Annotated in this window: 23 protein-coding genes; 9 read left to right on the top strand and 14 right to left on the bottom strand. The window is 67.3% G+C overall.

Features of this window, described 5'->3' with window-relative positions:
* Positions 1-2 precede the first annotated feature (2 nt).
* The 3 genes from BMY12_RS12125 (at position 3) to BMY12_RS12115 (ending at position 4991) form a co-directional block, all read left to right on the top strand.
* The gene (locus BMY12_RS12125; RefSeq protein WP_093286483.1) at positions 3-743 is read left to right on the top strand and encodes an energy transducer TonB; all 741 of its coding nucleotides are present in this window, start codon (positions 3-5) and stop codon (positions 741-743) included.
* Positions 740-3292 carry a DUF1329 domain-containing protein gene (locus BMY12_RS12120; RefSeq protein WP_093286480.1) on the top strand — a complete coding sequence of 851 codons (2553 nt, stop codon included), beginning with the start codon at positions 740-742 and terminating at the stop codon, positions 3290-3292. Before BMY12_RS12125 ends, BMY12_RS12120 begins: the two co-directional genes overlap by 4 nt.
* Positions 3293-3584: 292 nt before the next feature.
* Positions 3585-4991 (top strand): ABC1 kinase family protein, encoded by a 1407-nt coding sequence (locus BMY12_RS12115; RefSeq protein WP_093286477.1) that lies wholly within the window; start codon positions 3585-3587, stop codon positions 4989-4991.
* A 4-nt stretch (positions 4992-4995) separates the two neighbouring features.
* Here BMY12_RS12115 and BMY12_RS12110 read toward each other — a convergent pair whose 3' ends face one another.
* The 12 genes from BMY12_RS12110 to BMY12_RS20015 form a co-directional block, all read right to left on the bottom strand.
* A complete protein-coding gene (locus BMY12_RS12110) occupies positions 4996-6225 on the bottom strand; it encodes a vWA domain-containing protein (protein WP_093286475.1) in 1230 nt (409 codons plus the stop codon).
* 8 nt (positions 6226-6233) lie between these two features.
* Positions 6234-6761 carry a TadE/TadG family type IV pilus assembly protein gene (locus tag BMY12_RS12105; RefSeq protein ID WP_093286472.1) on the bottom strand — a complete coding sequence of 176 codons (528 nt, stop codon included), beginning with the start codon at positions 6759-6761 and terminating at the stop codon, positions 6234-6236.
* The gene (locus BMY12_RS12100) at positions 6761-7231 is read right to left on the bottom strand and encodes a TadE/TadG family type IV pilus assembly protein (RefSeq protein WP_093286470.1); all 471 of its coding nucleotides are present in this window, start codon (positions 7229-7231) and stop codon (positions 6761-6763) included. The genes BMY12_RS12105 and BMY12_RS12100 overlap by 1 nt, the downstream gene beginning before the upstream one ends.
* Entirely contained in the window at positions 7228-8109 is an 882-nt protein-coding gene (locus BMY12_RS12095; protein WP_093286467.1) for a tetratricopeptide repeat protein, read from the bottom strand. Before BMY12_RS12095 ends, BMY12_RS12100 begins: the two co-directional genes overlap by 4 nt.
* Before the next feature lie 7 nt (positions 8110-8116).
* Complete coding sequence (locus BMY12_RS12090; protein WP_093286465.1) at positions 8117-9133, bottom strand: type II secretion system F family protein; 1017 nt, start codon at positions 9131-9133, stop codon at positions 8117-8119.
* 67 nt (positions 9134-9200) lie between these two features.
* The gene (locus BMY12_RS12085; protein WP_093286462.1) at positions 9201-10166 is read right to left on the bottom strand and encodes a type II secretion system F family protein; all 966 of its coding nucleotides are present in this window, start codon (positions 10164-10166) and stop codon (positions 9201-9203) included.
* Positions 10167-10178: 12 nt separating this feature from the next.
* A complete protein-coding gene (locus BMY12_RS12080) occupies positions 10179-11519 on the bottom strand; it encodes a TadA family conjugal transfer-associated ATPase (protein ID WP_093286460.1) in 1341 nt (446 codons plus the stop codon).
* Positions 11520-11523: 4 nt separating this feature from the next.
* On the bottom strand, positions 11524-12708 hold the full coding sequence (locus BMY12_RS12075; protein ID WP_093286456.1) for a CpaE/TadZ family protein: 1185 nt from the start codon (positions 12706-12708) through the stop codon (positions 11524-11526).
* A gap of 20 nt (positions 12709-12728) precedes the next feature.
* Positions 12729-13025: a hypothetical protein gene (locus BMY12_RS12070; RefSeq protein ID WP_093286453.1), complete on the bottom strand. Its 297-nt coding sequence runs from the start codon at positions 13023-13025 to the stop codon at positions 12729-12731.
* 17 nt (positions 13026-13042) lie between these two features.
* Positions 13043-14659 carry a type II and III secretion system protein family protein gene (locus tag BMY12_RS12065; RefSeq protein ID WP_093286450.1) on the bottom strand — a complete coding sequence of 539 codons (1617 nt, stop codon included), beginning with the start codon at positions 14657-14659 and terminating at the stop codon, positions 13043-13045.
* Complete coding sequence (gene cpaB, locus BMY12_RS12060; protein WP_177188973.1) at positions 14656-15456, bottom strand: Flp pilus assembly protein CpaB; 801 nt, start codon at positions 15454-15456, stop codon at positions 14656-14658. The genes BMY12_RS12065 and cpaB overlap by 4 nt, the downstream gene beginning before the upstream one ends.
* 154 nt (positions 15457-15610) lie before the next feature.
* Positions 15611-15784, bottom strand: a complete 174-nt coding sequence (locus tag BMY12_RS20015; protein WP_143068945.1) for a Flp family type IVb pilin — start codon at positions 15782-15784, stop codon at positions 15611-15613.
* A 410-nt stretch (positions 15785-16194) separates the two neighbouring features.
* Here BMY12_RS20015 and BMY12_RS12055 point away from each other — a divergent pair, with 410 nt between their 5' ends.
* The 5 genes from BMY12_RS12055 (at position 16195) to BMY12_RS12035 (ending at position 20666) form a co-directional block, all read left to right on the top strand.
* On the top strand, positions 16195-17550 hold the full coding sequence (locus tag BMY12_RS12055; RefSeq protein ID WP_093286444.1) for a DUF1329 domain-containing protein: 1356 nt from the start codon (positions 16195-16197) through the stop codon (positions 17548-17550).
* A 104-nt stretch (positions 17551-17654) separates the two neighbouring features.
* Entirely contained in the window at positions 17655-18152 is a 498-nt protein-coding gene (locus BMY12_RS12050) for a DUF2505 domain-containing protein (protein WP_177188972.1), read from the top strand.
* Between the two features lie 14 nt (positions 18153-18166).
* Entirely contained in the window at positions 18167-18403 is a 237-nt protein-coding gene (locus tag BMY12_RS12045) for a DUF2970 domain-containing protein (RefSeq protein ID WP_093286439.1), read from the top strand.
* 50 nt (positions 18404-18453) lie between these two features.
* Positions 18454-20214: a DUF885 domain-containing protein gene (locus tag BMY12_RS12040; protein ID WP_093286436.1), complete on the top strand. Its 1761-nt coding sequence runs from the start codon at positions 18454-18456 to the stop codon at positions 20212-20214.
* 86 nt (positions 20215-20300) lie between these two features.
* Entirely contained in the window at positions 20301-20666 is a 366-nt protein-coding gene (locus tag BMY12_RS12035; RefSeq protein WP_093286797.1) for a VOC family protein, read from the top strand.
* Between the two features lie 82 nt (positions 20667-20748).
* Here BMY12_RS12035 and BMY12_RS12030 read toward each other — a convergent pair whose 3' ends face one another.
* Complete coding sequence (locus BMY12_RS12030; protein ID WP_093286434.1) at positions 20749-21081, bottom strand: antibiotic biosynthesis monooxygenase family protein; 333 nt, start codon at positions 21079-21081, stop codon at positions 20749-20751.
* On the bottom strand, positions 21081-23705 hold the full coding sequence (gene mutS / locus BMY12_RS12025) for a DNA mismatch repair protein MutS (RefSeq protein ID WP_245732476.1): 2625 nt from the start codon (positions 23703-23705) through the stop codon (positions 21081-21083). The genes BMY12_RS12030 and mutS overlap by 1 nt, the downstream gene beginning before the upstream one ends.
* A 23-nt stretch (positions 23706-23728) precedes the next feature.
* Here mutS and BMY12_RS12020 point away from each other — a divergent pair, with 23 nt between their 5' ends.
* Positions 23729-25075 carry a class II 3-deoxy-7-phosphoheptulonate synthase gene (locus BMY12_RS12020; protein WP_093286431.1) on the top strand — a complete coding sequence of 449 codons (1347 nt, stop codon included), beginning with the start codon at positions 23729-23731 and terminating at the stop codon, positions 25073-25075.
* The last annotated feature ends 15 nt before the right edge of the window (positions 25076-25090 follow it).

The following is a 25090-nucleotide window of genomic DNA, read 5'->3' as shown; positions in this document are numbered from 1 at the left end:
GCGTGGCCTCCGGGCTCAGCCTGAACGCGCAGAACCCGGCCAGCCGCTGGCTGCTGCCGCCACTGCTGGGCCTGATCATCGCGCTGCTGCTGTTCTGGCTGATGGCGCGCCTGATTGCGCCCGGCGCCGGTGCTCCAAAGCTGCTGCGCGTCACCGACGGCGTGCAGCTGGCGCCACCGCAGGCGCAGCCACCGCCGGATCAGAACCAGCTGGCCGATGCGCCGCCGCCGCCGCCGGATGCGCCGCCTGCGCTGTCGCGCGCCGATCTGCCTTCGTTGTCCGCCGCCGCTGCACCGCTGGCGCCGCTGGAGGCCGGACCGATCAGCGTGCCGCTGACGCTCGGTGGCAGCGGCAGCGGCATCGGCGTCACCGGCAGCAGCGGCTTTGCCGGTTTTGCGGGGCGCGGCCTGGGCGGCGGAGGCGGTGGTGGCGGCAATGGTCTGGGCCTGGGCAACAACTTTGCCGGCAAGCCCCTGGTGCCGCTGTCCACGGCGCGGCCGCAGATGCCGGAATGGGCCTGCAAGCAGAAGCTGCGCGGCTGGGTGGAAGTGGTGTTCACGGTGATGCCCAATGGCCGCGTGCGCGATGTGAAGCTGGTGGACGCCGATCCGCGCGGCGTGTTCGAGGCGGCGGCGGTGGAGAGCATCAGCAACTGGATCTACGAGTCTTCCAAGAGCGCGCGTGAGGTCAAGCAGCGTGTCGAGATGAACCCGGAAGACTGCGCTTACAACTGGCGGCAATGAGACTGCGCGCACTCCTGTTCGCGGCCGGCGCGGCGCTGGCGCTGCCGGCGCTGGCGGACCAGTACCGCAGCGAGCAGCGCCTGATCGACACCCCGCAGCAGGACAGCAAGCCGCAGGACCCGCAGCAGCTGCTCAAGATCACCACCGACCCTTACGCCAAGGCGATCCTGCTGCGTGATCTGGCCGGCCGCGCCGCGCAGAACAAGGACTACGATCAGGCCGCCAAGTATCTGGAACAGGCGCTGGCGCAGAACATCCTCTCGGCGCCGGCTGCCGCGCAGATGCGCAGCGATCTCACCCAGCTGTATCTGGCGCGCGGCGATCTGAAGAAGGTGCTGCCGCAGCTGGAAGCGCAGGTGAAGAGCGGACAGGCGCCGGCCAATGCCCTGGTCGGCGTGGCGGCGGCCTATGTCGAACAGAAGCGCTACGGCGAGGCGATCCCGCTGCTGCTCAAGGCCGGTGCCGACAAGCCCGGCGCCGACATCTCCTGGCGCCGCACCCTGGCGGTGGCCTATATCGGCGCCGGCCGCGAACGCGAGGCCCTGCCATATCTGGAGCAGCTGCTCAAGGAAGATCCCACGCGCCGTGAAGACTGGCTGCGCCTGGCCGCCATCCATCTGAAAGCCGGCAACAGCCAGCGCGCGGCGGCGGTGATGGAAGTGGCCAGTCGCCTGGGTTTCCTGCAGAGCTCGGAAGAGCGCCTGCGTCTGGTCACGCTCACCGCGCAGATCGGCGCGCCTTTCGAGGCCGGCTCGCTGCTGCAGCAATGGCAGCAGCGCAAGCTGATCGAGACCAATCTCGCCACGCAGAAGCTGCTGGCCAATCTCTGGCTGGCGGCGCGCGAGGACTCGCTGGCGCTGCCGGCGCTGGAGACGGTGGCGCGCGCCGCGCCCAGCGCCGAGGTCTGGCAGCAGCTGGCGCAGCTGCATCTGGATCGCAGCGAATACGGCGATGCCGCCAGCGCCCTGGAACAGGCGCTGAAACTCGGCGGCGCGCAGAACAAGAACGCCGGCAAGCTGTACCTGGCCCTGGGGCTGGCGCGCTATCAGCAGGCCGATGTCGATGGCGCCAAGGCGGCGTTCGCCCAGGCCGGCGGCTTTGCCGAGCAGAAGAAGAGCGCCGGGCAGTGGCTGAAATACCTGGAGCTGTCGCAGGCACGTGAGCAGGCCATGGCCGCCGCCGCGCAGCGGCAGCAGCGCGCGGGCGCGGCAGCGACGCTGGCCAATCGTCTCGATGACAGTGCCCCGCCGAGCATGAGCAGCGTCGCGGCGGGTGCGGCGCCCGGCGGCGGCGCTCTGACGCCGGTGGGCGCCGAGGCAAGCGGCAATGCCGACGGCAGCATTCCGGCCTGGACCGGTGGTCTGCAGAAGGCGCAGTGGCCGGCCGCGTATCGGCCGGGTCAGCGCCTGGTCAATCCCTACGAGAACGAAAAGCCGCTGTTCACCATCACCCGCGACAATCTCGCGCAGTACCGCGCGCAGCTCAGCGCCGGCCATCTGGCCCTGTTCGCGCGCTATGCCGACTACCGCATGCCGGTCTATGCCACGCACCGCAGCGTGGCCTATCCGCAGGCGATCTACGAGGCGAGCGCCGCCAACAAGGGCAGGGCGCGGCTGCTGGGTTCCGATGCCCTGGAAAACGCGCGGCTGGGCTTTCCCTTTCCCGAGCCCAGGTCCGGCGTGGAAATCATGTGGAATCACCGCACGCGCTATCGCGGCAACACCCTGCAGATGCAGTCCACGCAGGCGGTGGTGGGCAACAGCGAGCCGCAGCTGCTCAACCAGACCGAGCGCATCTTCGAGCGCTACGCCAACATCGCCGATCCTGCCGATCTGACGCGCGAGAACATCCTGCTCTACTACCTGACCTGGTTCGGCAAATCGCGCAATGGCGTGGACTTCGTGGCGCTGGTGCACGAGACCACCAACTCGCTGCGCCAGGGGCGCAACATCTGGGTGATTCCGGAAGGCATGCGGCGCATGTTCCGGGTGCCGCCGGTGGGTTACGACCAGCCTTTCCCCGGCGCGCAGGGCCTGATGTTCATCGACATGGTGGACATGTACAACGGCGCTTTCGACCGTTACGTGTGGCGGCTCACCGGCAAGCGCGAGCTGTATATCCCGTACAACGCCTATGCCCTGAGCGACGGCCGTTACCGCTACGCGCAGCTGCTGACGCCGCGCTTCCTCAATCCTGCCGGCACCCGCTATGAGCGGCACCGGGTCTGGGTGATCGAGGCCGAGGAGCGCGGCGGCAAGCACCACGCTTTCGGGCGACGCACCTTCTATGTCGATGAGGACAGCTGGAATGTGGTGCTGGTGGAGAACGAGGACCACGAGGGCAAGCTCTGGCGTTTCCAGGAAGGCCATCTGCTGCCGGCCTACAACGCCCTGGCCGCCAACTGCGCGCCGGTGGTGACCTATGACTTCAAGGACGGCCGCTACTTCGCCAACCGCCTGCTGGCCGAAGACCCGCCGCCGCAGTTCGATCTGCCGATGAAACCCGGCGAATTCCTGCCCGATGCGGTGCGCGCCCGGTATGGGCATTGAAGGCAGGGGGCGGGAGGCAAAAAGCAATACGTCGCGGGCCTCACCGGCGCGGCGCTGCCGCCGCCTCGGCCCTCGGGAAAAAGTTTCCACCGGCATGCAACCTTTTGTGGGACAGCGCCGTCCAAACCTCGGGTCCAACAACCGTGGATGGCGGCTGGACTCGCCGTAAACGTTGTCACTCCCAAATTGCCGGACCGGGTCATCGCCGGTCCGGCGATTTCTACCGACGGTTCAGGTGCGCTGCCCGTAAAATACCGGGCTTGCCTGCTTTCATCTTCCTGACAGACCGCCGATGCCGCCTTCCGACGATCATCCCAAGCCGAGCATGTCCTCGCTCAAGACCGGCTCGCTGGAGCGCAGCATCGCGCTGACCAAGCTGGGGGTCGGTGCCGGCGCCAAGCTGGTGGCGCATTCCATCGCCAACATCTTCCGCGGCGAGATCGACCGCAGCAGCGCCGACCGCGAGTTCTACCAGCGCCAGGCGCAGGTGCTGGCCGACGAGCTGGGCAAGCTCAAGGGCAGCGTGATGAAGGCCGGGCAGATGCTCTCGCTCTACGGCCAGTACTTCCTGCCCGAGGAAGCGGTCGAGGTGCTCTCCGAGCTGCAGGACGACACGCCGCCGGTGGACTGGAAGGTGGTGGCGCCGGTGCTGGAGCGCAACCTGGGCCGCAGCCGCCTGCGCGAGCTGGAGATCGACACCACGCCGCTGGCCGCCGCCTCGCTGGGCCAGGTGCATCGTGCCAGGCGGCGCAGCGATGGCCGCGAGCTGTGCGTGAAGATCCAGTATCCGGGCGTGGCCGATGCCATCGAAAGCGATATCCGCACGCTCTCGCGCCTGCTGCTGATGACCCGCCTGACGCCCAAGGGCCTGGACATCACCCCGGTGTTTCACGAGGTGCGCGAGATGCTCTACCGCGAGGTGGACTACGAATCCGAGCGCCACTACACCGAGGAGTTCGCCGAGCGTCTGGCGGATGATCCGCGCTTCGTGGTGCCGGAAGTGTTCGGCGAGTACAGCAGCGATCAGGTGCTGACCACGAGCTTCGAGGCCGGCAGCCATGTCCGCGACGAGACGGTGCAGAAGCTGTCGCTGGCGCGGCGCAATGCCCTGGGCAATGCCTTCCTGGAACTGTTCCTCACCGAATTCTTCGACTGGGGCATGGTGCAGTCCGATCCGCATTTCGGCAATTACCGCATCCGCGTCGGCGCACGCGCCGGCGAGGACCGCATCGTGCTGCTGGACTTCGGTGCCACGCGCATCTTCGGGCGCGGCTTCATCGAGGGTTACAGCGAGATCGTCGCCGGGGCGCTGGCGCATGACCGTGAGCGTCTGCGCCGCGGTGCACAGGCCATCGGCCTGATCGCGCCGGGCTTCAACACCGCGGCGCTGGACGCCTTCTTCGGCATGTGCGAGGCCATCGTCGAACCCTTTGCCGAAGCGGGTGATCCGCGCGTGGCCCCGGCCCTGCACAATGCCAAGGGCGGATACAAATGGGGCGAGAGCGATCTGCCGATGCGCAGCAGCCGCATCGCCGCGCTCAATGCGCTGTCGGTGCATTTCCGCGTGCCGCCGCGCGAGATCGTGTTCCTGCACCGGCGCCTGGCCGGCGTGTTCATCATGCTGGCGACGCTGGGCTGCGAACTCTCCGGCCGCGAGGCGCTGCTGGCGGCCCTGGCGCGCGTCGAAGCCCAGCGCTAAAGCCTCACTGCGTCAGGCGCAGCAGGATGCGCGAGGCGATCTGCTTGAACACCAGATCCAGATCGCTGGCGGTGGGTGCGAATACCGCCAGGCCTTCCGGCTGTGCGGCATTGAAGGTGCTGCTGCTGCGGTCGTTGGCGATTTTCTTCAGCGAGGTCTTGTCGATGTCGGTGCCCAGGCCGATGGCGTAGACCAGGGTGCCGTCCTGACGGATCAGCTTGGCGGAGTTCTCCGCCTGATAGCCGCCTTCCTCGGTGATGTAGGTGCTGTTGCGGGTCTTGTTGGCGGCGTACTTGTACGAATAGAAGGTGCTGAGCGCGTACGGACAGCTGACACTGGCGCCGGTGGCCGGGTCACGGAAATCCGAGCTGCTGCTGCCCGGCACCAGAATCAGATTGCGCGAGTTATAGGTGTAGTTGCCGAAACTGCCGCTGCGCGTGCAGCGCGTGTTGGCCTGGTAGAACGAGTTGGCGTAACCGTCGGTGAACAGCACCACCACGTGCAGCACATTGTTGTTGGGATCGCTGGCCACGGTGTTGACCTGGGTGCGGGCGATGTCCAGGCCGCCGTGGGTATAGGTCCAGCCGCTGTAGCTCAGGCTCTTGGCGGCATTGGTCACCGTGGTCTTGAAGTTGTAGCGCAGCGAGACATTGAGTGTGGCGGCGTCGGAAAAGCTGCTCATCGCCACGCGATCCATGCTGTCGTCGAAGAAGCTGACGAAGGATTGCACCGCCGGCCCCAGGGCGCTGGAGCCGCCGTTGCTGCTCATCGAGCCGGAGCGGTCCAGCACCAGACCCATGACCAGCTTGGCGCGCAGGGCCTGCGCGCTGGAGGCCACCGTCACCGTGGAAAACTCCGGCAGCACGCCGATCAGATAAGTGTTGAGCCGCACCGAGGCATTGACCGTGATGCGGCGGATGCCGCTGGCGTCGGTGCTGAAGCTGATGTTCACGCTGGGGGCGCTGACCTGACGCGAGGGCAGGTTGGAGGCCGCGTAGTTGATGTCGAAGGCGCTGCGCGCCATCGAGCCGGCGGTGGTATCGCCCAGGCTCAGCTGTCTGGCGCCCATCAGCGCTGCGGCATCCACGCCCTTGGACAGCGCGGCGCGCGCCATGTACAGCAGACCGCCGTCCAGGGCCAGGCCCAGCATCAGGGTCATCGCCATCAGGCCGGTGACGAACAGAATCAGGGCAGCGCCCTTCTGGTGGATCGATCGCGGATATGCGTGGCGCATAAATCCTCCTAGAAGAAGGCGACGTCGTAATAGCTGCTGTTGCCGCTGAGCGTGACGAACTGTCCCAGCGGCGTGATCGGATCGACGTGATAGAAGACCTCTGCCACGTACAGGCTCATGCCGGTGGGCGGCATGGCGGGCGTGCTGGCGGGCAGCACCGCCGCGCCGCCGACGGTGGCGCCGACGTGGCTGCTGCCGGCGCGGCCGCCGTAAGTCAGACGGCTCTTCACCGTGACGACGCTGGCGCTGCTGCGATAGATCTCGGTGAGAATGACATAGCCATCCTGGGCCAGATTCAGCGGCGCGGCGGAAGTCTGCACTGCGCTCATCACATCGGCGAAGGCGGTGCCACGGCAGGCCAGGTTGGCGGCTTCGCGGCTCAGGTTGAGCATGATCTGGCGGATCAGGATCACGCGGCCCAGATCGATGCTGGCGAACAGGAGCACCAGCAGCACCGGCAGCATCATCGCGAACTCGAGCACCGCCAGACCGGACTGCGGCAGTGGTACGCGTTGCCAGCGGCGGCCGGGCTTCATCAGCTGGCCCCGGGCGGGAAGGGTTCGTTGTGGAAGCTGGCGCTGGCCGTGAACACGTGACTGCCGTTGTTGAAGTAATGGCCCACCAGTGGCGTGGCGAACAGGAACTCGTAGTTGAGCGTGATGGTGAAGGTGTCGCCCGGACCGCCGGCGCTGTTGCCACCACCGCTGACGCTGCTGATGCTGATGGTGGACGTGTCGACGTTCACGCCGATGGCGCTGTCGGCCACGATCTGCTTGATGGAAGCCAGACGCGACAGCATGCTGCCGGGATGGGCCGGGTCCTGCAGCTGCTGGCCGGTGACGCCGAAACGCCCCGCCTCGCGGATCGCACGCTGCAGCGTGATCTCGGTGAAGAACAGGCGGCTGATATCCAGGATGCCCAGCATCAGGAACAGGAACAGCGGCAGCACCAGTGCGGTTTCCACCAGTTCCATGCCGCCTTGTCTGGCGCTGCGGCCGGCGTTCATGGCGCGCCGCCCTGCCGGGCCGCCGACTCGCGGCGCAGGCGCGCCAGGCCGCGGTAAGCGGCTTCGTAATAGCTGGGCGAGAGCGCGATGGCCTGCTGGTAGAGACGCGCGGCATCGTCGTTGCGATGCTCCAGCATGCAGACATAGGCGGCGCTGTAATGGGCCTCGGCCGGACTCATGATTTCGGAGAACGCCGCCACCGCCTGCGGATACTGGTTCTGCCGCACGTACAGCAGCCCCAGATTGGACCAGGCCTTGGCATTGTCCGGGGCGCCGGCCAGCACGCGCCGGTAGTAACGCTGTGCCTGTACGTAATCGCCGGCCAGGTAACGTGAGTAGCCCAGGTTGTTGAGCACTTCCGGCTGCTCGGGCTTGAGCGCGTCGGCCTGCGCATAACGCGCGGCGGCACCGGCGTAGTCGCCGGCCAGATCGGCGAGCACACCCAGGCCGTTGTAGGCGCGCCAGGATTTGGGATTGCGCTTGATCGCGGCCTGCAGGAGCTTGGCCGCCGCTTCGTTCTTGCCCTGATGCAGCAGAATCAGGCCCAGGCTCTCGCTGGCTTCGGCATGGTCCGGCTGCAGACGCAGCACGCGCAGATAGGCATCGGCGGCCAGCGCGCTCTGGTTCAGGCGCTCCTGGGTGCGGCCGATGCGCAGCAGGGTGGCGGCATCGTCGCTGCGCGCGCTGCCGGCGCGCACGTATTCCAGCAGCGCGTCCTCGTACTCGCCGCGTGCGTAACTGGCGTCGCCGGCGGCCAGGGCCTGCGCCACATCGATCTTTTCCGGTTGCGCTTGCGGGGCGCGGGACGCGCAGGCACCCAGCAGCGAGGCACTCAGCGCGGCGGCCAGTAACAGCGGGAAAGAATGGCGCAGGGACATGTTCGGCTCACTTGTGACGGGGATGGGCGTGATGTGCGCTTTGCGCGCTGGGCCAGGTCACGCCGCTGTTGCTCACCGCGCGCACCACGCCGATCACGGCGGGGCCGGTGGAGACCAGGAAGAACGCCGGGAAGATGCAGAACACCAGCGGGAAGATCAGCTTGCTGCCGACCTTGGCGGCGGACTCCTCGGCCCGCTGCATGCGCCGGTCGCGGAATTCCTCCGAATACAGGCGCAGGGTTTCGGCGATGCCGGTGCCGAAGCGCATGCTCTGGATCATCAGCGCCACCAGGCCGCGCACGTCTTCCAGACCGGTGCGGTCCGCCAGATGCCGCAGCGCCTCGCTGCGATCCACGCCGGCACGCACCTCGGCATTGACCAGGGCCAGCTCGCGCGCCAGCAGCGGATGACTGCCGGGCAGCTGTTGCGCGACGCGGTCGATGGCGGCGTTGAAGCCCAGGCCCGCTTCGGTGCAGGACACCAGCAGATCGAGCGCATCGGGAAAGCCGGCGAGCAGGGCGGCGCGGCGCGACTGGATGCGGTGCTCGACATACAGGTTCGGCAGCTTCCAGGCCATGTACACGCCAAACAGCGCGATGAAGAAGGCCGAGACCATCAGTGCCTTGGGCAGCTTCACCACGCTGGCGGCCCAGACCAGCAGCAGAACCGAGAGCAGCAGGCACACCACCTTGCCCACGTACACGGCCGTCACCGCGTAGTCGGAATGGATGTCGGCCTGCCGCAGCAGCTCGCGGATGCCCTGGCTGCCGCGCGCCTTGCGCGGCTCGACATAAGGCGCCAGACGCCGCAGCCAGACGACCCACAGGTTCTCGGCTGCGGCGCGGCCGTCGCCGCCGCGCAGCGCCTGCAGACCGCGCCGCGTCGGGTGCAGATAGTACGCGGCGGCCTGCGCGCCGAACCAGGCGAACAGGGCGATGGCCAGGCCCGCGCCCAGGGCGATCAGCAGCAGCTGGTAGTGCGCCAGCACGGCGTTGGTGGAGGACAGCAGCCGATTGGCGTTCATGGCCGGTGCCCTTGCCTGGCGCGATTTCTGGCGGCAACGCAGCGATCGTCCATGGCGTTAACAGGCCCTAGACCGGCACGCGGATGATGCTGCGGATCCACAGCGCGCCGATGCCGATCGACACCAGCGAGGCCAGCACCAGGCGGCCGCCGAGCGGATCGTTGAGCAGCATGGGCAGATAGCTGGGCGAGGTCAGCGCAATCACGCCGCTGAGCACGAAGGGCAGCAGAATCAGAATCCAGGCCGACATGCGGCCTTCGGCGGTGAGCGTCTTGAGCTTGCGCTGGAAGCGGAAGCGGCCGCGCAGCACGGCGGAAATCTTGTCGAGAATCTCGGCCAGATTGCCGCCGGTCTCGCGCTGGATCAGCACCGCCGTGGTCATCGCCGAGAGGCTGGTGCAGGGTATGCGCTGCGTCAGATCCTCGAAGCTGGCCTTGGGCGAGATGCCGTAGTTCAGATGCGACCAGGTGGTGCGGAATTCGTCCGAGATCGGCGCCGGCATTTCCTCGGCGACGAAGCGGAAGCTGTCCATCAGCGGCATGCCGGCGCGCAGCGCGCGGCTCATCAGGTCCAGGGCATCGGGCAGCTGTTCCTCGAACTTCTTGATGCGCTCGCGCCGCTGCGCGAGCACGCGCAGCAGGGGCAGGGGCGGCACCGCGACAAACACCAGCAGGCCGATGGCGAAACCGAAGATCAGCAGGCTGGGCAGGCTGAAGAAGAAAGCCAGCAACAGCGCGCGCGCCAGGAAGCGGTAGCCGGGTTCGTTGCGGCCGGTCTGCTCCAGCAGGCGCGTGACCCGCACCATGCCGGGCAGCTCTTCCAGGCGCCGTTCCAGCGGCGACAGCTCGCGCAGATATTTCTCGCGGATCAGCGAGTCGCCGCTGCGGCCTTCGAAGCTCTGCTTGCGCACCGCCGCCAGGCGCGTGCGCAAGGCTTTTTGCGCCTCGCTGGAATCGATGTGTGAAAAGCCGTTGACCAGCAGCAACACCATGGCGAAGACCAGGACCAGGGCGATGATGAGATTCAGCGACATGACAGGCCTGCCTCAGCGCAGCGGTGGCTCGAACAGATCGGGCGGCAGATCCAGGCCGCGCTGATGCATGCGTTCGATGAAGCGCGGCACCATGCCGGTGGCCTCGAAGCGGCCGATCACCATGCCGTCCTTGTCCAGCCCCATGCGCCGGAAAGTGAAGATCTCGCTCATGGTGATCACCTGGCCTTCCATGCCCTGGATTTCCTGGATGCTGACCACGCGGCGCTTGCCGTCCTCCATGCGCTCGGCCTGGATCACGATGTGAATGGCGGAAGCGATCTGCGCGCGGATGGTCTGCAGCGGCAGATTGGTGCCGGCCATGGTCACCATGTTCTCGACACGGGCCAGGGCGTCGCGCGGGGTGTTGGCGTGTACCGTGGTCAGCGAGCCGTCGTGACCGGTGTTCATGGCCTGCAGCATGTCGAAGGCCTCGCCGCTGCGCACCTCGCCGACGATGATGCGGTCGGGGCGCATGCGCAGGGCATTGCGCAGCAGATCGCGCTGCGAGACCTCGCCCTTGCCCTCGACATTGCTGGGGCGCGTTTCCATGCGGCCCACATGCGGCTGCTGCAGCTGCAGTTCCGCCGAGTCCTCGATGGTGAGGATGCGTTCCGACGAGGGAATGAAAGTGGACAGCACATTGAGCAGCGTGGTCTTGCCGCTGCCGGTGCCGCCGGAGATCAGCACGTTCAGGCGTGCATGCACCACGGCATTGAGAAACCTGGCCATGGCCTCGGTCATCGCGCCATTGGCGATCAGCTGCTCGGCGGTGAGCCGGCCGACGGTGAAACGGCGGATCGACAGCAGCGAGCCGTCGAGCGCCAGGGGCGGCACGATGGCGTTGACGCGCGAGCCGTCGGCCAGACGTGCGTCCACCATCGGCGAGGACTCGTCGACGCGGCGGCCGACGCGGGTCACGATGCGGTCGATGACGCTGCGCAGATGGCTTTCGTCGCGGAACTGGATCTCGGTCTTCTCCAGGCGGCCGCGCCGCTCCACGTACACCGAGTGCGCGCCGTTGACCAGGATGTCGGCGACGCTGGGGTCGCTGAGCAGCGGCTCCAGCGGGCCCAGGCCGAGAATGTCGTCCTCGATCTGCTGCACCACGCGCTGGCGCGCCTGCACCGGCAGCGGCACGGTCTCTTCGTTCATCACCCGCTGCGCGGCCTCGCGCACCTGCGCGCGGGCCAGGCGCTCGTCGCTGCCTTCCATGCGCGACAGATCCAGCACGCGCAGCACGCGTTCATGGATGCGCTGCCGCCATTGCCGCTCCAGCTCGCTGACCGCTTCGCCGCGTGCTTCGCCGGTGGCGGGCTTGTTCCATTCGGGCGTGGCCTTGATCGGGGAGTTCATGCTTTCAGCGTCCTCGCAGTGCTTCGCTCAGGGCCGCACGCAGACCGCGCTTGCGCGGCTGCGGCAGGCTGGCGGCGCTGAGCAGGCCCAGTTCGCCGGCCAGCATCTGCAGGCCGTGGGCGATCTCGGAGTCGGGGCTGCGCGCAAACAGCGGCACGCCGATATCCAGGGTTTCCGAGACGGTGTCGTAATCATTGGGCAGCAGCAGCAGGCGCGCCGGGTCCACCGCCTCGCGGACATCGCGCTCGCGCACGATGTGGCGCTCGCTGTAGCGGTTGATCACCAGGGTCATGCGGTCGCGCGGCACGCCGACGATGTTGAGCAGGATCTGCTGCATGCGCTTGGCGTCACGCGTGTGCGCCAGGCTCTGCTGCGTGATCAGCAGGATGTGATCGGCCTGTTCGAACACCGCGCTGGCCAGCGGATCGATCTGGCGCGGCATGTCCACCACCGTCAGGGCGAAGGCGCGGCGCATGACCTCCAGCAGCCTGGGCATGCTGTCCGGCGGCAGGTCCCAGGCGTGGCTGAGCTGATCGGACATCGCGCTCAGCAGCTGCACGCCGCTGTCATGGCGCACCATGTAGCCGCGCAGCGCGGTTTCATCGATCTGGCCGGCGGCGTACAGCGCCGCCAGAAGGCTGGAGCGGCGCTGCAGATCGAAGGCCAGCGGTAGCGAGCCGAACTGCAGATCCAGATCCAGCAGCCCCACCTCGTGCTGATGATGGCTGGCCGACAGATGCGCGAGGCTGGCGGCGACGAAGGACGCGCCGGAGCCGCCCTTGACGTTGATCACGCCGATCAGGTTGCCGTACGTCGCGGCATTGTTCGGGCGCTGCTCGCCGGCCAGCCGGCGCACCGCTTCGATCAGCTCGCGGTAATTCACCGGCAGCGACAGGCAGTCGCGTGCGCCCAGGCGCATCGCGGTGCGCAGCAGGCTCAGCGAATCGCCGGGGCAGATCACCAGGGTGGGTGTGCGCTGCACGCTGGCGGCCATCGCTTCGAGCAGCGGCTCCTCGCCGGCCTGCACCTGCACGATCATCACCTCGACATTGGGCAAGGCGCGCGGCGCGGCGACGCCGTCGTGCAGCTGCGTGAGCAACTCGAAGCCGGACTCGGCGGCGAGCGCCAGCTGCAGGGCTTCGCAGGCTTGCGGACTTCCGGCGCTGATCAGGACACGGGTTTGAGCCATAGGGGCTGGAGCGGGTGTTCTCAGTGCTGCGGATCGACATCGATCCTGGCGGCGCGCGACAGCGGCTCGGACTTGGCGAGCGGCTGCTGGCGGTAGGCCGAAAGCACCGCCTCGCCGCGAATGCCGTCGATACCCAGGGGCGGCTGCTGCGGCGGATGGGCTGCGGCCTGCGGGTCGTAGATCTGGGCCCGAATCATCTGCCGCACCGAATCACCGAATTGCGGCGTGTCCTGTGCGGCGGCGGGACGCATGCTGGTCATGACGGCGGCCAGGGCAGCAGCGGTGAGCAGGGGCATCAGCTCGGAGGGCGTGTGCATGTGATGAACTCCTACGCTTACAGATCGTGGCCGAAGCGCGCCTGCGGTGCGGCCTCGGTGCCGAGTTCGGCGGCAGCGGGATTGCGGCTGCGCGGCTTGCCGCCTTCCAGCCTGCCGAGCAGGTAAAACTCGAAATCGCTGGGCGCCACATAGCCATCGGTGGGCAGGCGCATCTGTCCGGCGGCGATGGGCTTGGCCAGATGCGGGGTGACGAACATCACCAGCTCGGTCTGCCCGGAGAGGTACTGCTGGCTGTGAAACAGCGCGCCGAGAATCGGAATGTCGCCCAGGCCCGGCAGACGTTCGACATAGGAGCGCACGTTGTCGTTGATGAGACCGGCGATGCCGATGGTCTGGCCGTCGGCCAGTTCCACGGAGCTGGAGGCGCTGCGCTTGGTCAGCGAAGGGATGATGAAGGTGGCGGTGGTGCCGCTGCTGGTGAGCGAGAGATTGTTGTCGGTGGACAGCTCGCTGACCGTGACATTGAGATTCAGGTTGATCTTGCCGGAGTCCAGCACCAGCGGCGTGAAGCGCACGCTCACGCCGTATTCCTTGAACTCGATGGCGACGTTGTTGTTGCCCTGCGGCACCGGCACCGGAAACTCGCCGCCGGAGATGAATTGCGCTTCCTGGCCGGTGAGCGCGGTGAGCGTGGGTTCGGAAAGGATGCGCGCCAGACCGTTGCGCTTGGAGACATCGAGCACGGCATTGAGCAGCAGATTGCCGCGCAGGTAGTTCAGGAAGATGCCGGTGTTGTCGATGCCGGGCAGGTTGGGCTGCAGCAGCGACACCGGCGGGCCGATGGTGGCGGCGCTGCCGTTGAGCGAGCCCAGCACCGGCGTCAGCAGGCCGTTGGCGTCCAGCGCATTGGGGAAGGTGGCGCCGCCGGCGACCGCGCCGCCCGACCAGTTCTTGCCGAAGTTGAAGATGTTCAGATCGGAGTTGAGGCGCCTGACCACGGTGCGCGCCACTTCCGCGACGGTGATCTTCAGCATCACCTGCTGCGCGCCGCCCACCTGCATGAGATTGACCACGTGCGCCTTCTTGCACAGCTCATCCTTCTGCGGCTGCGTCGCGGCGGTGGCCTGCTCGCCGGGCTTGCCGGCCTGTGCGAGGGCATCGGACCAGGCATTGACGCAATCGGGCAGAAAGCTCTGCGCCACCTGCTTGGCGGCGTCCATGTGCGAGACGCTGGACACCGTGCCGCTGAGCACCAGGTTTTCCTCCGCCGACTGCACGCGGATCGATTCGTCCGGCATCAGCTCGTGCAGCTTCTGCTTGAGGCCTTCGATGTCCAGGGTGACCTGCACCGGGAAGCTGCTCAGCACCTTGCCGTCCTTGCCCCAGACCACGACATTGGTGGTGCCGGGCGTCTTGCCGGCCACATACAGCTCGCGCTCGTGCAGCACCATGAGATCGGCGATGCCGGGATTGCTGACCGAAACGTTGCGGATGCCCGCCCCCAGCTGCAGCACCAGCGACTGGTTGACCGCGACCTGTCGGGTGGCCTGCATGGGCACGGCACTGATGGCGACCGGTGCGGGCGTCGCCGCTGGCGGCGCGGCCTGCAGCGGACTGGCGCTGGCCAGGGCGAGCAAGGCGAGCGGCAGAACTGGCGTGATGGCGCGGTTCATGGCCGCACCCGGGTTTTGACGGTCTGTGCCAGGCGAATGACCGTGATGGCGTCGCCGGCGGCGCGGTGCGGGCCCTGGCCGCTGGCCGGGGCCACCGCGGCCTGAGCCGGCGCAGCGCTGGGCGCCGCCGCCGCAGGCGTGGATTTCTGGTCGTCAGGATTGCGCAGCGAAAGCTGCACCGTGCCTTCCTCGGTGGCGCCCATCAGCTGCTCGGCGTCCTGGGGCGTGACTTCCAGGGTCACGGCACGCACCACCACGGGTTCGTCCTTTTCCACCTGCGCGGTCTGGTCCACGGCCAGCACCTTGATGTCCTGCAGCAGGGTGCGGGTGCTGGCGCGGCGCTCGTTGTCCACGCGCGTGGCCAGCACGTCGACGCGACAGCCCGGCATCAGGAAGCCGGCGACGCCGATCACATCGTTGACGCGCACACTGATGGCGCGCTTGCTGGGTTCGATCTGCGCGGACAGGGCATTGCCCGGCTTGTCCAGCAGACGCTGCCGGAACACCGGTTCGCCCGGCAGTATCTTCTGTGCGGCGTATTTGCCGGCGGCGTCTTCCAGCTTGCCCAGGCTGTCCTGCGGCAGACTGTTGCGCGGCCAGGGCGCCAGCTTGAGATCCTGCGCGCGCAGCTGCGCGCCAGGGTTGATCGCGGTGGCGGCAACCACCACCTGCACGCTATCGCGCAGATCGGCTTCGACGGCCTTGGCCCGGCCCTGGATCCAGTGCGCTGCGAACAGCGCCGCAATCAGGCCCAGCACCACGGCCAGTCCAAGCGAAAAAAGAGGTTTTCTGAGCACGCGGGGCTCCGGTGCGAGTGAGGCCGCAACATCGGCCCCCCAGCGAGGGATGCGGCAGGACGCTTCAGGCTCCGCAGGCTCTGGGAATTCCGGGGGCGGAAAGACTCCGCCCCCGGCGTATCACTCGACGATGGTTCGTCACACTTCGGTCAGATCAGCCGCCAATGCTGGTGGACAGGCCGGAGATGACGCCGTTGACGCTGCCGCCCAGGGCCACGAAAGCGCCCACGACCGCAGCCGTGATCAAACCGCCGGCGACGGCGTATTCAACGGTGGTGAGACCGGCCTGGTGCTTGCGGACGGCCAGATACTGGATGAAATGCAGCATGGGTAATCTCCTGATAAACGTTCCGCCAGATGCGCCGGAGACAGGGAACGATCTGTGCTCCGACCATCGTCATCACCGTGCGAGGCCGCATGGATGTCGACGGGAACTGTTATAGAAATCGTGACAGCACCGAATGGGTGCAGGTCGATGGACGGCGGGGCTTGAATGGTGGACGGATGACAGCTGTCAGGGCTGGTCTGAGCCAGCTGTCGGGGTTTCCCCGCCACCTGCACTGGCTTGCGCAAGTCCGTCTTTATTAAGGCCGGGCTGGCCTCACCGCCACGCGCGACTGTCCGGGCGTTCAATTGGCACTGCGGCGTGGATTGGTTAGCATCCCTGCGCACCGAAGTAGAACGACATAGCCGCTTGGACCGGCTTGAGACCCACCACCCCCCTTGAGGAGAGCGAGCATGAAATCGCGTAAAGCACTCTTCACCTTTGCCGCAGCCCTGAGCCTTGTCGCCGCTCAGGCTGGTGCCAAGGTGAGCCAGCAGGAGGCCGACGCGCTTGGCAAGACGCTGACGCCGGTTGGCGCTGAAAAAGCCGGTAACAAGGACGGCAGCATCCCGGCCTGGACGCCCGAAGCCAAGCACGGCCCGCTGTCCGGCGAGTTCCCGCACAATGATCAGATCGACGGCGAGAAGCCGCTGTTCACGATCACCAAGGCCAACATGGCCCAGTACGCGGACAAGCTGAGCGAAGGTCACAAGAAGCTGCTGTCGACCTACGACACCTACAAGATGAACGTCTATCCCAGCCACCGTCTGGTGGACTGGCCCAAGGAAATCCAGGCTGCCACCGCAACGAACGCGGTCAACTGCGAGATCGAAGGCACCGACGAGCTGAACAACTGCAAGGCCGGTTTCCCGTTCCCGATTCCCAAGACCGGCGCCGAGCCGATCTGGAACCACAAGATCAAGTGGCGCGGCGAGGCGGTGACCCGCTACAACAACCAGATGATCGTGCAGTCCAACGGCGATTATCAGCTCACCAAGATCATCGAGGACGTGCAGTTCCCCTACGCCTCGATCAAGAACCCGGTGCCCATCACCAAGGGCAACGGCGAGTATCTGCAATACCTCTCGCGCGTGGTGGCGCCGCCGCGTCTGGCCGGCACCTTCATCCTGGTGCATGACAAGACCGGCACCGGCGCCGATGGTCGCGCCGCCTGGCTGTATTCGCCGGGCCTCAAGCGCATCCGTCGCGCGCCGACGGTGTGCTGCGACAATCCGTACGAAGGCACCGACGGCCACCAGTTCTACGATCAGGTGGACATGTTCAACGGTGTGCTGGAACGCTACACCTGGAAGATCGTCGGCAAGAAAGAGGTGTACATCCCGTACAACTCCAACAAGATCGGCGGCAACAAGACCAAGTACAAGGACATGGTCCGTCCGAAGCACCTGAACCAGGATCTGCCGCGTTATGAGCTGCACCGCGTCTGGGTGGTGGAAGCCAACCTGCGTCCGGGCACCAGCCACACCTTCAAGACCCGTCGCTTCTACATCGACGAGGACAGCTGGACCATCGGTCTGGTCGACGATTACGACAACCGTGATCAGATCTTCCAGTTCCAGGAAGGCCACATCATCAATGCGCCGAACATCCAGACCGCGACCACGGTGCCGGAAGTGATCTATCACTTCGACTCCGGCCGCTACTTCATCACCGCGGCCTGGAACGAGGACAAGCCGATCGACGGCACGGTCAACTTCAAGGAAGACTACTTCACGGCCGCGTCCGTGCAGAAGATGACCACCAAGTAAGCACCGCGCGAATCAGGGGCGGCACTTGAGCCGCCGGTGCGAGCAGCGCCGGCGGTTTTTTTATGGCGCGCCGTGCATCCGCCGGGCGCAATGGAGACAAGTCGATGCAACACGAGGAACGTCAGAGTTTTGATGCCGCGCCGGAGGTGGTGATGCGCATGTTCGGCGACCGGCGTTATTTCGAGCGCAAGTACGCCGCTCTGGGCTTCACCCGCATCGAAGTGCTGGAGCACGAAAGCCAGGGCTCGCGCTTCCGCATCAAGGTGCGCTACGACACCAGCAACGATATCGAGCTGCCGGACTTTGCACGCAAGTTCCTGCCGGAAGTGGTCACCGTGGTGCAGCAGGACAGCTGGAACCTCGACAGCCGCAAGGGGCAGCTGCAGTTCGAACTCAAGACGGTGCCGATCAAGATCGGTGCGCAGATGGAGCTGCAGGCGCAGGGCGCCGGCTGCGTCAACCTGATCCGCTGGGATCTGAGCTGCGGCCTGCCGCTGATCGGCGGCAAGCTGGAGCGCCTGCTGCTCAGCGACATCCAGAGCAAATCCAAGGCCGATCTCGCCGCCTCGCGTAGAATCCTGCGCGACTACATCGACAACTAGCCGGACGGGCGACCATGGCGCAGCAGCAGGGGCAGGAGAATCATGAGGAAAAACCCGCCTTGAGCTGGTGGCAGACTGTCGCCAGCATTGCGTCGGCCATGTTCGGCGTGCAGAGCAGCCAAAGCCGCAAGCGCGATTTCGCCAAGGGCAAGGTCTGGCACTTCGTGTTTTTCGGGGTACTGATGGTGGCGGCGTTCATTGCGGTGCTGCTGGTGGTGGTGCGCACGATGCTGCACAACGCCGGCATGTGAGCGGCCGCTGCGTCAGCCGGCGCGTCGCATGGCCTCAAAAGGAGAGCGGGATGCGCAAGACGATGATGCTGCTGCTGGCGCTGGCCTGCAGCGGTCTGGCGGAAGCGGCGGTGCCGGCCTGGGTGGCGCAGAGCAACCGCAATGCCGAGCTGCTGCTGACGCTGATGGCGCGCTTCAATCCCGAGGATGCCGCCGGTCTGGGCGTGGAAGGCCACGATGCCGAAACCGTGGACCTGGGGCCGGGCATCTTCGAGCGGCGCCAGGCCGCGACGCGCGAGGCCATCGCCGAGCTGCAGACGCGGCGCGCGCAGACCCAGGATGGCGCCGTGCTGCAGGATCTGGACATCCTGCAGGACAGCGCGCAGCGCAATCTCGACAGCGAGCGCCTGCAGCACGAGCTGCTGCTGCCGTATTACCCGGTGGCGCGCATCGCTTTTTCCGGCATCAAGGGCCTGCTGGACCCGCGCATCGCGCAGGAGCGGCAGGCCGCGGCGCTGATCCGCCTGCGCCGCTATGCCGGCCTGGAGCCGGGCAGTACCGCGCTGACCGAGCTGGCCAAGGCGCGCACGCGCGAGGCGATGGCCCAGCCGGGTCTGCTGCCGCCGTATCGCGGCGAGCTGGAGCAGGACCTGTCGGATACACCGCGGCTGCTGGAGGGCATCGGCCAGCTGTTTGCCAAGTCGCAGATCAGGGATTACCAGGCGCCTCTGGCCAGGCTGCGCGCGCAGCTCAAGGACTACGAGTCCTGGCTCCGGCGCGAGATCCTGCCCAAGGCGCGCAGCGATCATCGCCTGCCGCCGGCGCTGTATGCCGACAGCCTCCGGCAGGTGGGCGTGGACGTGGCGCCGGATGAGCTGATCCGCCGCGCGCTGCTGAGCTTTGCCGAAATCCGCAACGAGATGCGGGCGCTGGCGCCACTGGTGGCCAAGGACAAGGGCTTTGCCAGCGAGGACTACCGTGAGGTGATCCGCGCGCTGAAGCAGCAGCAGGTGGCCAATGACGCGATCCTGCCCCTGTACCGCAGCACCCTGGGCAGCATCGAGGACGCGGTGCGCCACGAGCAGGTGCTGAGCCTGCCGCAGCGCGCGGCGGCGATCCGTCTGGCCAGCGAGGCCGAGTCGGCGATGATTCCCGCGCCGTTCATGAGTCCGCCGCGCCTGATCGGCAACACCGGCGAATACGGCGAGTTCGTGCTGCCGCTGCAGGTGCCGGGCACGGCCGGCCGCGGCGATCTCAAGACCGATGACTTCAGCTATCAGGCCGCAGCCTGGACGCTCACCGCGCACGAGGCGCGGCCCGGCCATGAGCTGCAGTTTGCCGCGATGGTGGAGAAAGGCGTGTCGGATGCCCGCGCGATCTTTGCCTTCAACAGCGTCAATGTCGAAGGCTGGGCGCTGTATGCCGAGGCGGAGATGAAGCCGGACTTTCCGCTCGACGGGCAGCTGATCGGCCTGCAGCTGCGCCTGATGCGCGCGGCGCGCGCGTTCCTGGACCCCATGGTCAATCTCGGCCGCATCACGCCGGAGCAGGTGAACGCCTTCCTGCAGCGCGAGGTGGTGCTCTCGCCGGGCATGGCGCAGTCCGAAACCGACCGCTATGTGTTCCGCATGCCGGGGCAGGCCACGGCGTACTTCTACGGCTATCAGGCGCTGATGAGCATCCGCCAGCGTGCCGAGCTGGCGCTGGGCGGGAAATTCAATCGCCAGCGCTTCCACGACTTCGTGCTCGCGCAGGGCCTGCTGCCCCCCAAGCTGCTGGAGAAGGCGGTGCTGGAGCAGTTCGTGCCGGCGGAACTGAAGACCGCAGGCTGAGGGCCGGCAAAATGCCTGCTGACAGGACGCTGTCAGCAGCGCTGGCGGATGCTGTCGCTCCAACCCCAAGACCTGGAGTGCTCAAGATGATTCTCGGACTCAGAACCGCCATTTATCCGGCCCCGGACCTCGCCGCCGCCAAGCGTTTCTACAGCGCCGTCCTGGGCGTCGAGCCCTATTACGATCAGCCGTACTACGTGGGTTACGAGCTGGCCGGCTTCGAGCTGGGCCTGCTGCCGGACGCCGAGCCGGGCAGCACCGGCGTGAAAGCCTACTGGGGCGTGGCCGACATCGAGGCCGAACTGGCCCGCCTGCTGAGCCTGGGCGCAAAACCGCACGAGCCGGTGCAGGACGTGGGCGAGGGCATCCGCGTGGCCAGCGTGCTCGATCCCTTCGGCAATCGCTTCAGCCTGATCCAGAACCCGCACTTCGATCCCGCCAAGGTGCGCTGAGCACAACGCGCATGCGCCGTGCCGACCGCCTGTTCAAGATCGTCCGGTACCTGCGCGGCCGGCGCCTGACCGCGGCCGCGCCTCAATCCGGCTTGTTGTAGGCGCGCTCCACGCGCGCCACGCGCAGCTCGTAGTGGCGGTACCAGTCGCGCCGGCCGGTTTGCTGGGCGAGACGGTGTTCGGCGTGACGGCGCCAGGCGGTGATGTCTTCCAGGGTCTGCCAGTAGGACACCGTGATGCCGAAGCCCTGCGCATCGCGTGCGCTTTCCATGCCCAGGAAGCCGGGCTGCTGCTGCGCCAGCTCGGCCATGCGCAGGGCCATGTCCTCGTAGCCGGCTTCGACGGCGCTGCGCCGCGAGCTGAAGATCACGGCGTAGTAGGGTGGCGCGGGGGTGCGGGGAAAAGCCTTGTCCATCAGCGTTCCTGCTCGCGGGCTTTCTTCAGAGCATACAGCGCATCCAGGGCCGCGCGCGGACTGAGTTCGTCGGGCGCGAGCGCATCGAGCATGCGCAGCGCGGCCGAAGGCGGCGGCGCGAACAGCGAGAGCTGCGGCGTGACCGGCGCGGCCTTGTCGCTGTGCGGCGCGGGCCGCGCTTCGAGTTCCTGCAGATGCGCGCGCGCGGCGCGGATCACCGCCTGCGGCACGCCGGCCAGGGCCGCGACCTGCAGGCCGAAGGAACGATTGGCCGGACCTTGGCGGACGTTGTGCAGGAACACCAGGCGCTCGCCGGACTCGTCCTGATATTCGGCGGCGTCCAGATGCACGTTGGCGATGCCGGGCAGGGTCTCGGGCAGCGAGGTGAGCTCGAAGTAATGCGTGGCGAACAGGCAGTAGGCTTTCAGCTCGCGCGCCAGATACTCGGCCACCGCGCGCGCCAGCGACAGGCCGTCGTAGGTGGAGGTGCCGCGCCCGATCTCGTCCATCAGCACCAGCGATTGCGCCGTGGCGTTGTGCAGGATGTTGGCGGTTTCGCTCATCTCCACCATGAAGGTGGACTGGCCCGAGGCCAGATCATCGGCGGCGCCGATGCGCGTGAAGATGCGGTCGATGGCGCCGATGCGCGCCGACTCCGCCGGCACGAAGCAGCCGCTGTGCGCGAGCAGCACGATCAGCGCGGTCTGGCGCATGTAGGTGGACTTACCGCCCATGTTCGGGCCGGTGATGATCAGCAGGCGGCGGTCCTCGTCCAGCTGCACATCGTTGGGCACGAAGGGCTGCTGCAGGGTCTGCTCCACCACCGGATGGCGGCCGGCGCGGATCTCGATGCCGGGCTCGCGTGTCAGCTGCGGCCGGCACAGGCGCAAGGCGCGGCTGCGCTCGGCAAAGCAGGCCAGCACGTCCAGCTCGGCCAGGGCCTGCGCGGTGGCCTGCAGCAGCGGCAGATCCGCCGCGACGCGATCCAGCAGCGCCTCGTACAAGGCCTTCTCGCGCGCCAGCGCGCGATCGCGTGCCGACAGCACCTGGTCTTCGAACTGCTTGAGTTCCTCGGTGATGTAGCGCTCGTAATGGGTGAGCGTCTGGCGGCGCGTGTAGTCGGCGGGAATCTTCGCGGCGTGGGTCTTGCCGACCTCGATGTAGTAACCGTGGACGCGGTTGTAGCCGACCTTCAGGGTCTCGATGCCGCTGCGTGCGCGCTCGCGCGTCTCCAGATCCACCAGAAAGCCGTCGGCGTTTTCGGAGAGCTGGCGCAGCTGGTCGAGCGTGGCGTCGAAGCCGCTGCGGAACACGCCGCCGTCGCGCGCCAGCAAGGGCAGTTCCTCGGCCAGGGCGGACTGCAGGTGCCGCAGCAGGGTTTCGTCCTCGCCCAGGCGCGCGGCCAGTTCGGTGAGCAGCGGCGCCTCGCAGCCGCGCAAGGCCTCGCGCACGGCGGGCAGGGCGGCCAGGGTGACGGCGATGCCGGCCAGATCGCGTGGCCGCGCCGAGCGCAGCGCCACACGCGCCAGGATGCGCTCCAGATCGGCGATCTCGCGCAGGGCGCGGCGCAGGCGCTCGTCGCCGCTGCCCTGCGGCTGCGCGTCGGCCAGACTCGCCACCGCGTCGTAGCGGGCATTGAGCTGCGCCTGATCGCGCAGCGGCCGGTTCAGCCAGCGCAGCAGGGCGCGCGCGCCCATGGCGCTGACGCAGGAATCGATGACGCTGAGCAGGGTGTGCTCGTGGCTGCCGGACAGCGAGCGGTCGATTTCCAGGTTGCGGCGCGTGGCGGCGTCGAGAATCAGCGCTTCGCTGGTGTTCTCCACGCGCAGGCTGCGCAGATGCGGCAGCTGCGACTTCTGCGTCTCCTGCACGTACTGCAGCAGCGCGCCGGCGGCGGCAATCGCGGCCGGCAGATGCTGGGCGCCGAAGCCGCGCAGGTCCTGCGTCGCAAACTGTTCGCAGAGCAGGCGGTAGGCGCTGCTCGCGTCGAAGTGCCAGAGCGGGCGGGTGCGTGCGCTGTGCGTGCCGGCCTGATGTTCGGGCGCCAGCAGCTCGCTGGGCCGCAGGCGGTAGAGCTCGGCGGCGGCCTCGGCGGCGGACGCCGTCTGCAGCACGCTGAAGCGGCCCGAGGAGAGTTCCAGCCAGGCCAGGCCGTGCGCGCCGTCCAGCTCGCAGACGGCGGCGAGCAGGGACTGCGCGCGGGCATCGAGCAGGGCCTCGTCGGTGGCGGTGCCGGGCGTGACGATGCGCGTGACCTCGCGCTTCACCGGACCTTTCTCGGCGCCGACCTCGCCGACCTGCTCGGCAATCACCGCCGATTCGCCGGCCTTGATCAGCCGCGCCAGATACTGTTCGAGCGCATGGTGCGGCACGCCGGCCATGACGATGGGCGCGCCGGCCGACTCGCCGCGCGTGGTCAGGGTGATGTTGAGCAGGCGCGCGGCCTTGCGGGCGTCATCGAAGAACAGCTCGTAGAAATCGCCCATGCGGAACAGCACCAGGGTGTCCGGATGCTGGGACTTGATGCCGAAGTACTGCTGCATCAGCGGCGTGTGTTCGCTGAAAGGGGCGGCGGCGGTCATCGCGAAGGCGGTCTGGCGGCGGGTCTTATAATGGCCGTCCATTATCGCCGCAGTGCCCCGATCCCGTGAGTCTTGAAATTCCAAGCGACTGGCTGCCCGATTCCTGGCAGCGCAAGCCCGCCACGCAGCAGCCGAACTATCCCGACGCCGAGGCGCTGCAGCGCGCCATCAGCGAACTGGGCCAGCTGCCGCCGCTGGTCACTTCCTGGGAGGTCAACGCCCTGAAGAGCCAGCTGGCGCGGGCGCAGGCCGGCGAGTTCTTCGTGCTGCAGGGCGGCGATTGCGCGGAGTCCTTTGCCGACTGCCAGCCGCAGCTGATCGTCAGCCGCCTGAAGGTGCTGCTGCAGATGTCGCTGGTGCTGGTGCACGGCCTGCGCAAGCGTGTGTTGCGCATCGGCCGCTTCGCCGGGCAGTACGCCAAGCCGCGCTCGGCAGACCTGGAGACCAAGGATGGCATCAGCCTGCCCAGCTATCGCGGGGATCTGGTCAATGCCCCGGCCTTCACGCCGGAGGCGCGCATTCCCGATCCGCAGCGCCTGCTCGAAGGGCATATGCGCTCGGCACTGACCATCAACTTCGTGCGCGGTCTGATCGACGGCGGCTTTGCCGATCTGCATCACCCCGAGTACTGGGATCTGGACTGGGTGCAGCACTCGCCGCTGGCGGCGGACTACCAGCGCATGGTCGATGCCCTGGGCGATTCCCTGCGCTTCATGGAGAAGCTGGCCGGCGCGCCGATCAGCGATTTTCAGCGCGTGGACTTCTACACCTCGCACGAGGCCCTGCTGCTCTGGTATGAACAGGCGCAGACGCGCCGCGTGCCGCGCGCGCCGGGCTGGTACAACCTGTCCACGCATTTCCCCTGGATCGGCATGCGCACCGCCGAGATCGGTGGCGCGCACGTGGAGTACTGCCGCGGCATCCAGAACCCCATGGGCGTGAAGGTGAGCCCCTCGATGAGCGTGGACTGGGTGCTGGATCTGTGCCGCGTGCTCAATCCGGAAAACGAGCCGGGCCGGCTCACCCTCATCCATCGCATGGGCGCCGACAAGATCGGCGACCATCTGCCCCGGCTCATCGAGGCTGTGGCCAAGGCCGGCCATCGCGTGCTCTGGCTCTGCGATCCCATGCACGGCAACACCATCAGCACACCCAATGGTCTCAAGACCCGGCCCTTCGAGAAGATTCTTTCCGAGGTCGAGCAGTCCTTCGCCATACACGCCGCCTGTGGCGCGCAGCTGGGCGGCGTGCATCTGGAGCTGACCGGCGAAGATGTCACCGAATGCACGGGCGGCGCGCGCAACCTCTCCAACGCCGATCTGGAGCGGGCTTACCGTTCGACGGTCGATCCGCGCCTCAACTACGAACAGGCGCTGGAACTGGCGCTGAAAATCGTGCGCTTCGCCGGCTGAGCGGCGTTTCGTCTG

It is taken from the genome of Solimonas aquatica (genome assembly GCF_900111015.1).
GTDB lineage: Bacteria > Pseudomonadota > Gammaproteobacteria > Nevskiales > Nevskiaceae > Solimonas > Solimonas aquatica.
This window is presented reverse-complemented; position numbering and strand designations above follow the sequence as displayed.

Bases quoted from the DNA above. Each gene is read 5' to 3' on its own strand.
- BMY12_RS12120 (WP_093286480.1), top strand. From the start codon at position 740: ATGAGACTGCGCGCACTCCTGTTCGCGGCCGGCGCGGCGCTGGCGCTG.
- BMY12_RS12115 (WP_093286477.1), top strand. From the start codon at position 3,585: ATGCCGCCTTCCGACGATCATCCCAAGCCGAGCATGTCCTCGCTCAAG.
- BMY12_RS12110 (WP_093286475.1), bottom strand. From the start codon at position 6,225: ATGCGCCACGCATATCCGCGATCGATCCACCAGAAGGGCGCTGCCCTG.
- BMY12_RS12105 (WP_093286472.1), bottom strand. From the start codon at position 6,761: ATGAAGCCCGGCCGCCGCTGGCAACGCGTACCACTGCCGCAGTCCGGT.
- BMY12_RS12100 (WP_093286470.1), bottom strand. From the start codon at position 7,231: ATGAACGCCGGCCGCAGCGCCAGACAAGGCGGCATGGAACTGGTGGAA.
- BMY12_RS12095 (WP_093286467.1), bottom strand. From the start codon at position 8,109: ATGTCCCTGCGCCATTCTTTCCCGCTGTTACTGGCCGCCGCGCTGAGT.
- BMY12_RS12090 (WP_093286465.1), bottom strand. From the start codon at position 9,133: ATGAACGCCAATCGGCTGCTGTCCTCCACCAACGCCGTGCTGGCGCAC.
- BMY12_RS12085 (WP_093286462.1), bottom strand. From the start codon at position 10,166: ATGTCGCTGAATCTCATCATCGCCCTGGTCCTGGTCTTCGCCATGGTG.
- BMY12_RS12080 (WP_093286460.1), bottom strand. From the start codon at position 11,519: ATGAACTCCCCGATCAAGGCCACGCCCGAATGGAACAAGCCCGCCACC.
- BMY12_RS12075 (WP_093286456.1), bottom strand. From the start codon at position 12,708: ATGGCTCAAACCCGTGTCCTGATCAGCGCCGGAAGTCCGCAAGCCTGC.
- BMY12_RS12070 (WP_093286453.1), bottom strand. From the start codon at position 13,025: ATGCACACGCCCTCCGAGCTGATGCCCCTGCTCACCGCTGCTGCCCTG.
- BMY12_RS12065 (WP_093286450.1), bottom strand. From the start codon at position 14,659: ATGAACCGCGCCATCACGCCAGTTCTGCCGCTCGCCTTGCTCGCCCTG.
- BMY12_RS20015 (WP_143068945.1), bottom strand. From the start codon at position 15,784: ATGCTGCATTTCATCCAGTATCTGGCCGTCCGCAAGCACCAGGCCGGT.
- BMY12_RS12055 (WP_093286444.1), top strand. From the start codon at position 16,195: ATGAAATCGCGTAAAGCACTCTTCACCTTTGCCGCAGCCCTGAGCCTT.
- BMY12_RS12050 (WP_177188972.1), top strand. From the start codon at position 17,655: ATGCAACACGAGGAACGTCAGAGTTTTGATGCCGCGCCGGAGGTGGTG.
- BMY12_RS12045 (WP_093286439.1), top strand. From the start codon at position 18,167: ATGGCGCAGCAGCAGGGGCAGGAGAATCATGAGGAAAAACCCGCCTTG.
- BMY12_RS12040 (WP_093286436.1), top strand. From the start codon at position 18,454: ATGCGCAAGACGATGATGCTGCTGCTGGCGCTGGCCTGCAGCGGTCTG.
- BMY12_RS12035 (WP_093286797.1), top strand. From the start codon at position 20,301: ATGATTCTCGGACTCAGAACCGCCATTTATCCGGCCCCGGACCTCGCC.
- BMY12_RS12030 (WP_093286434.1), bottom strand. From the start codon at position 21,081: ATGGACAAGGCTTTTCCCCGCACCCCCGCGCCACCCTACTACGCCGTG.
- mutS (WP_245732476.1), bottom strand. From the start codon at position 23,705: ATGGACGGCCATTATAAGACCCGCCGCCAGACCGCCTTCGCGATGACC.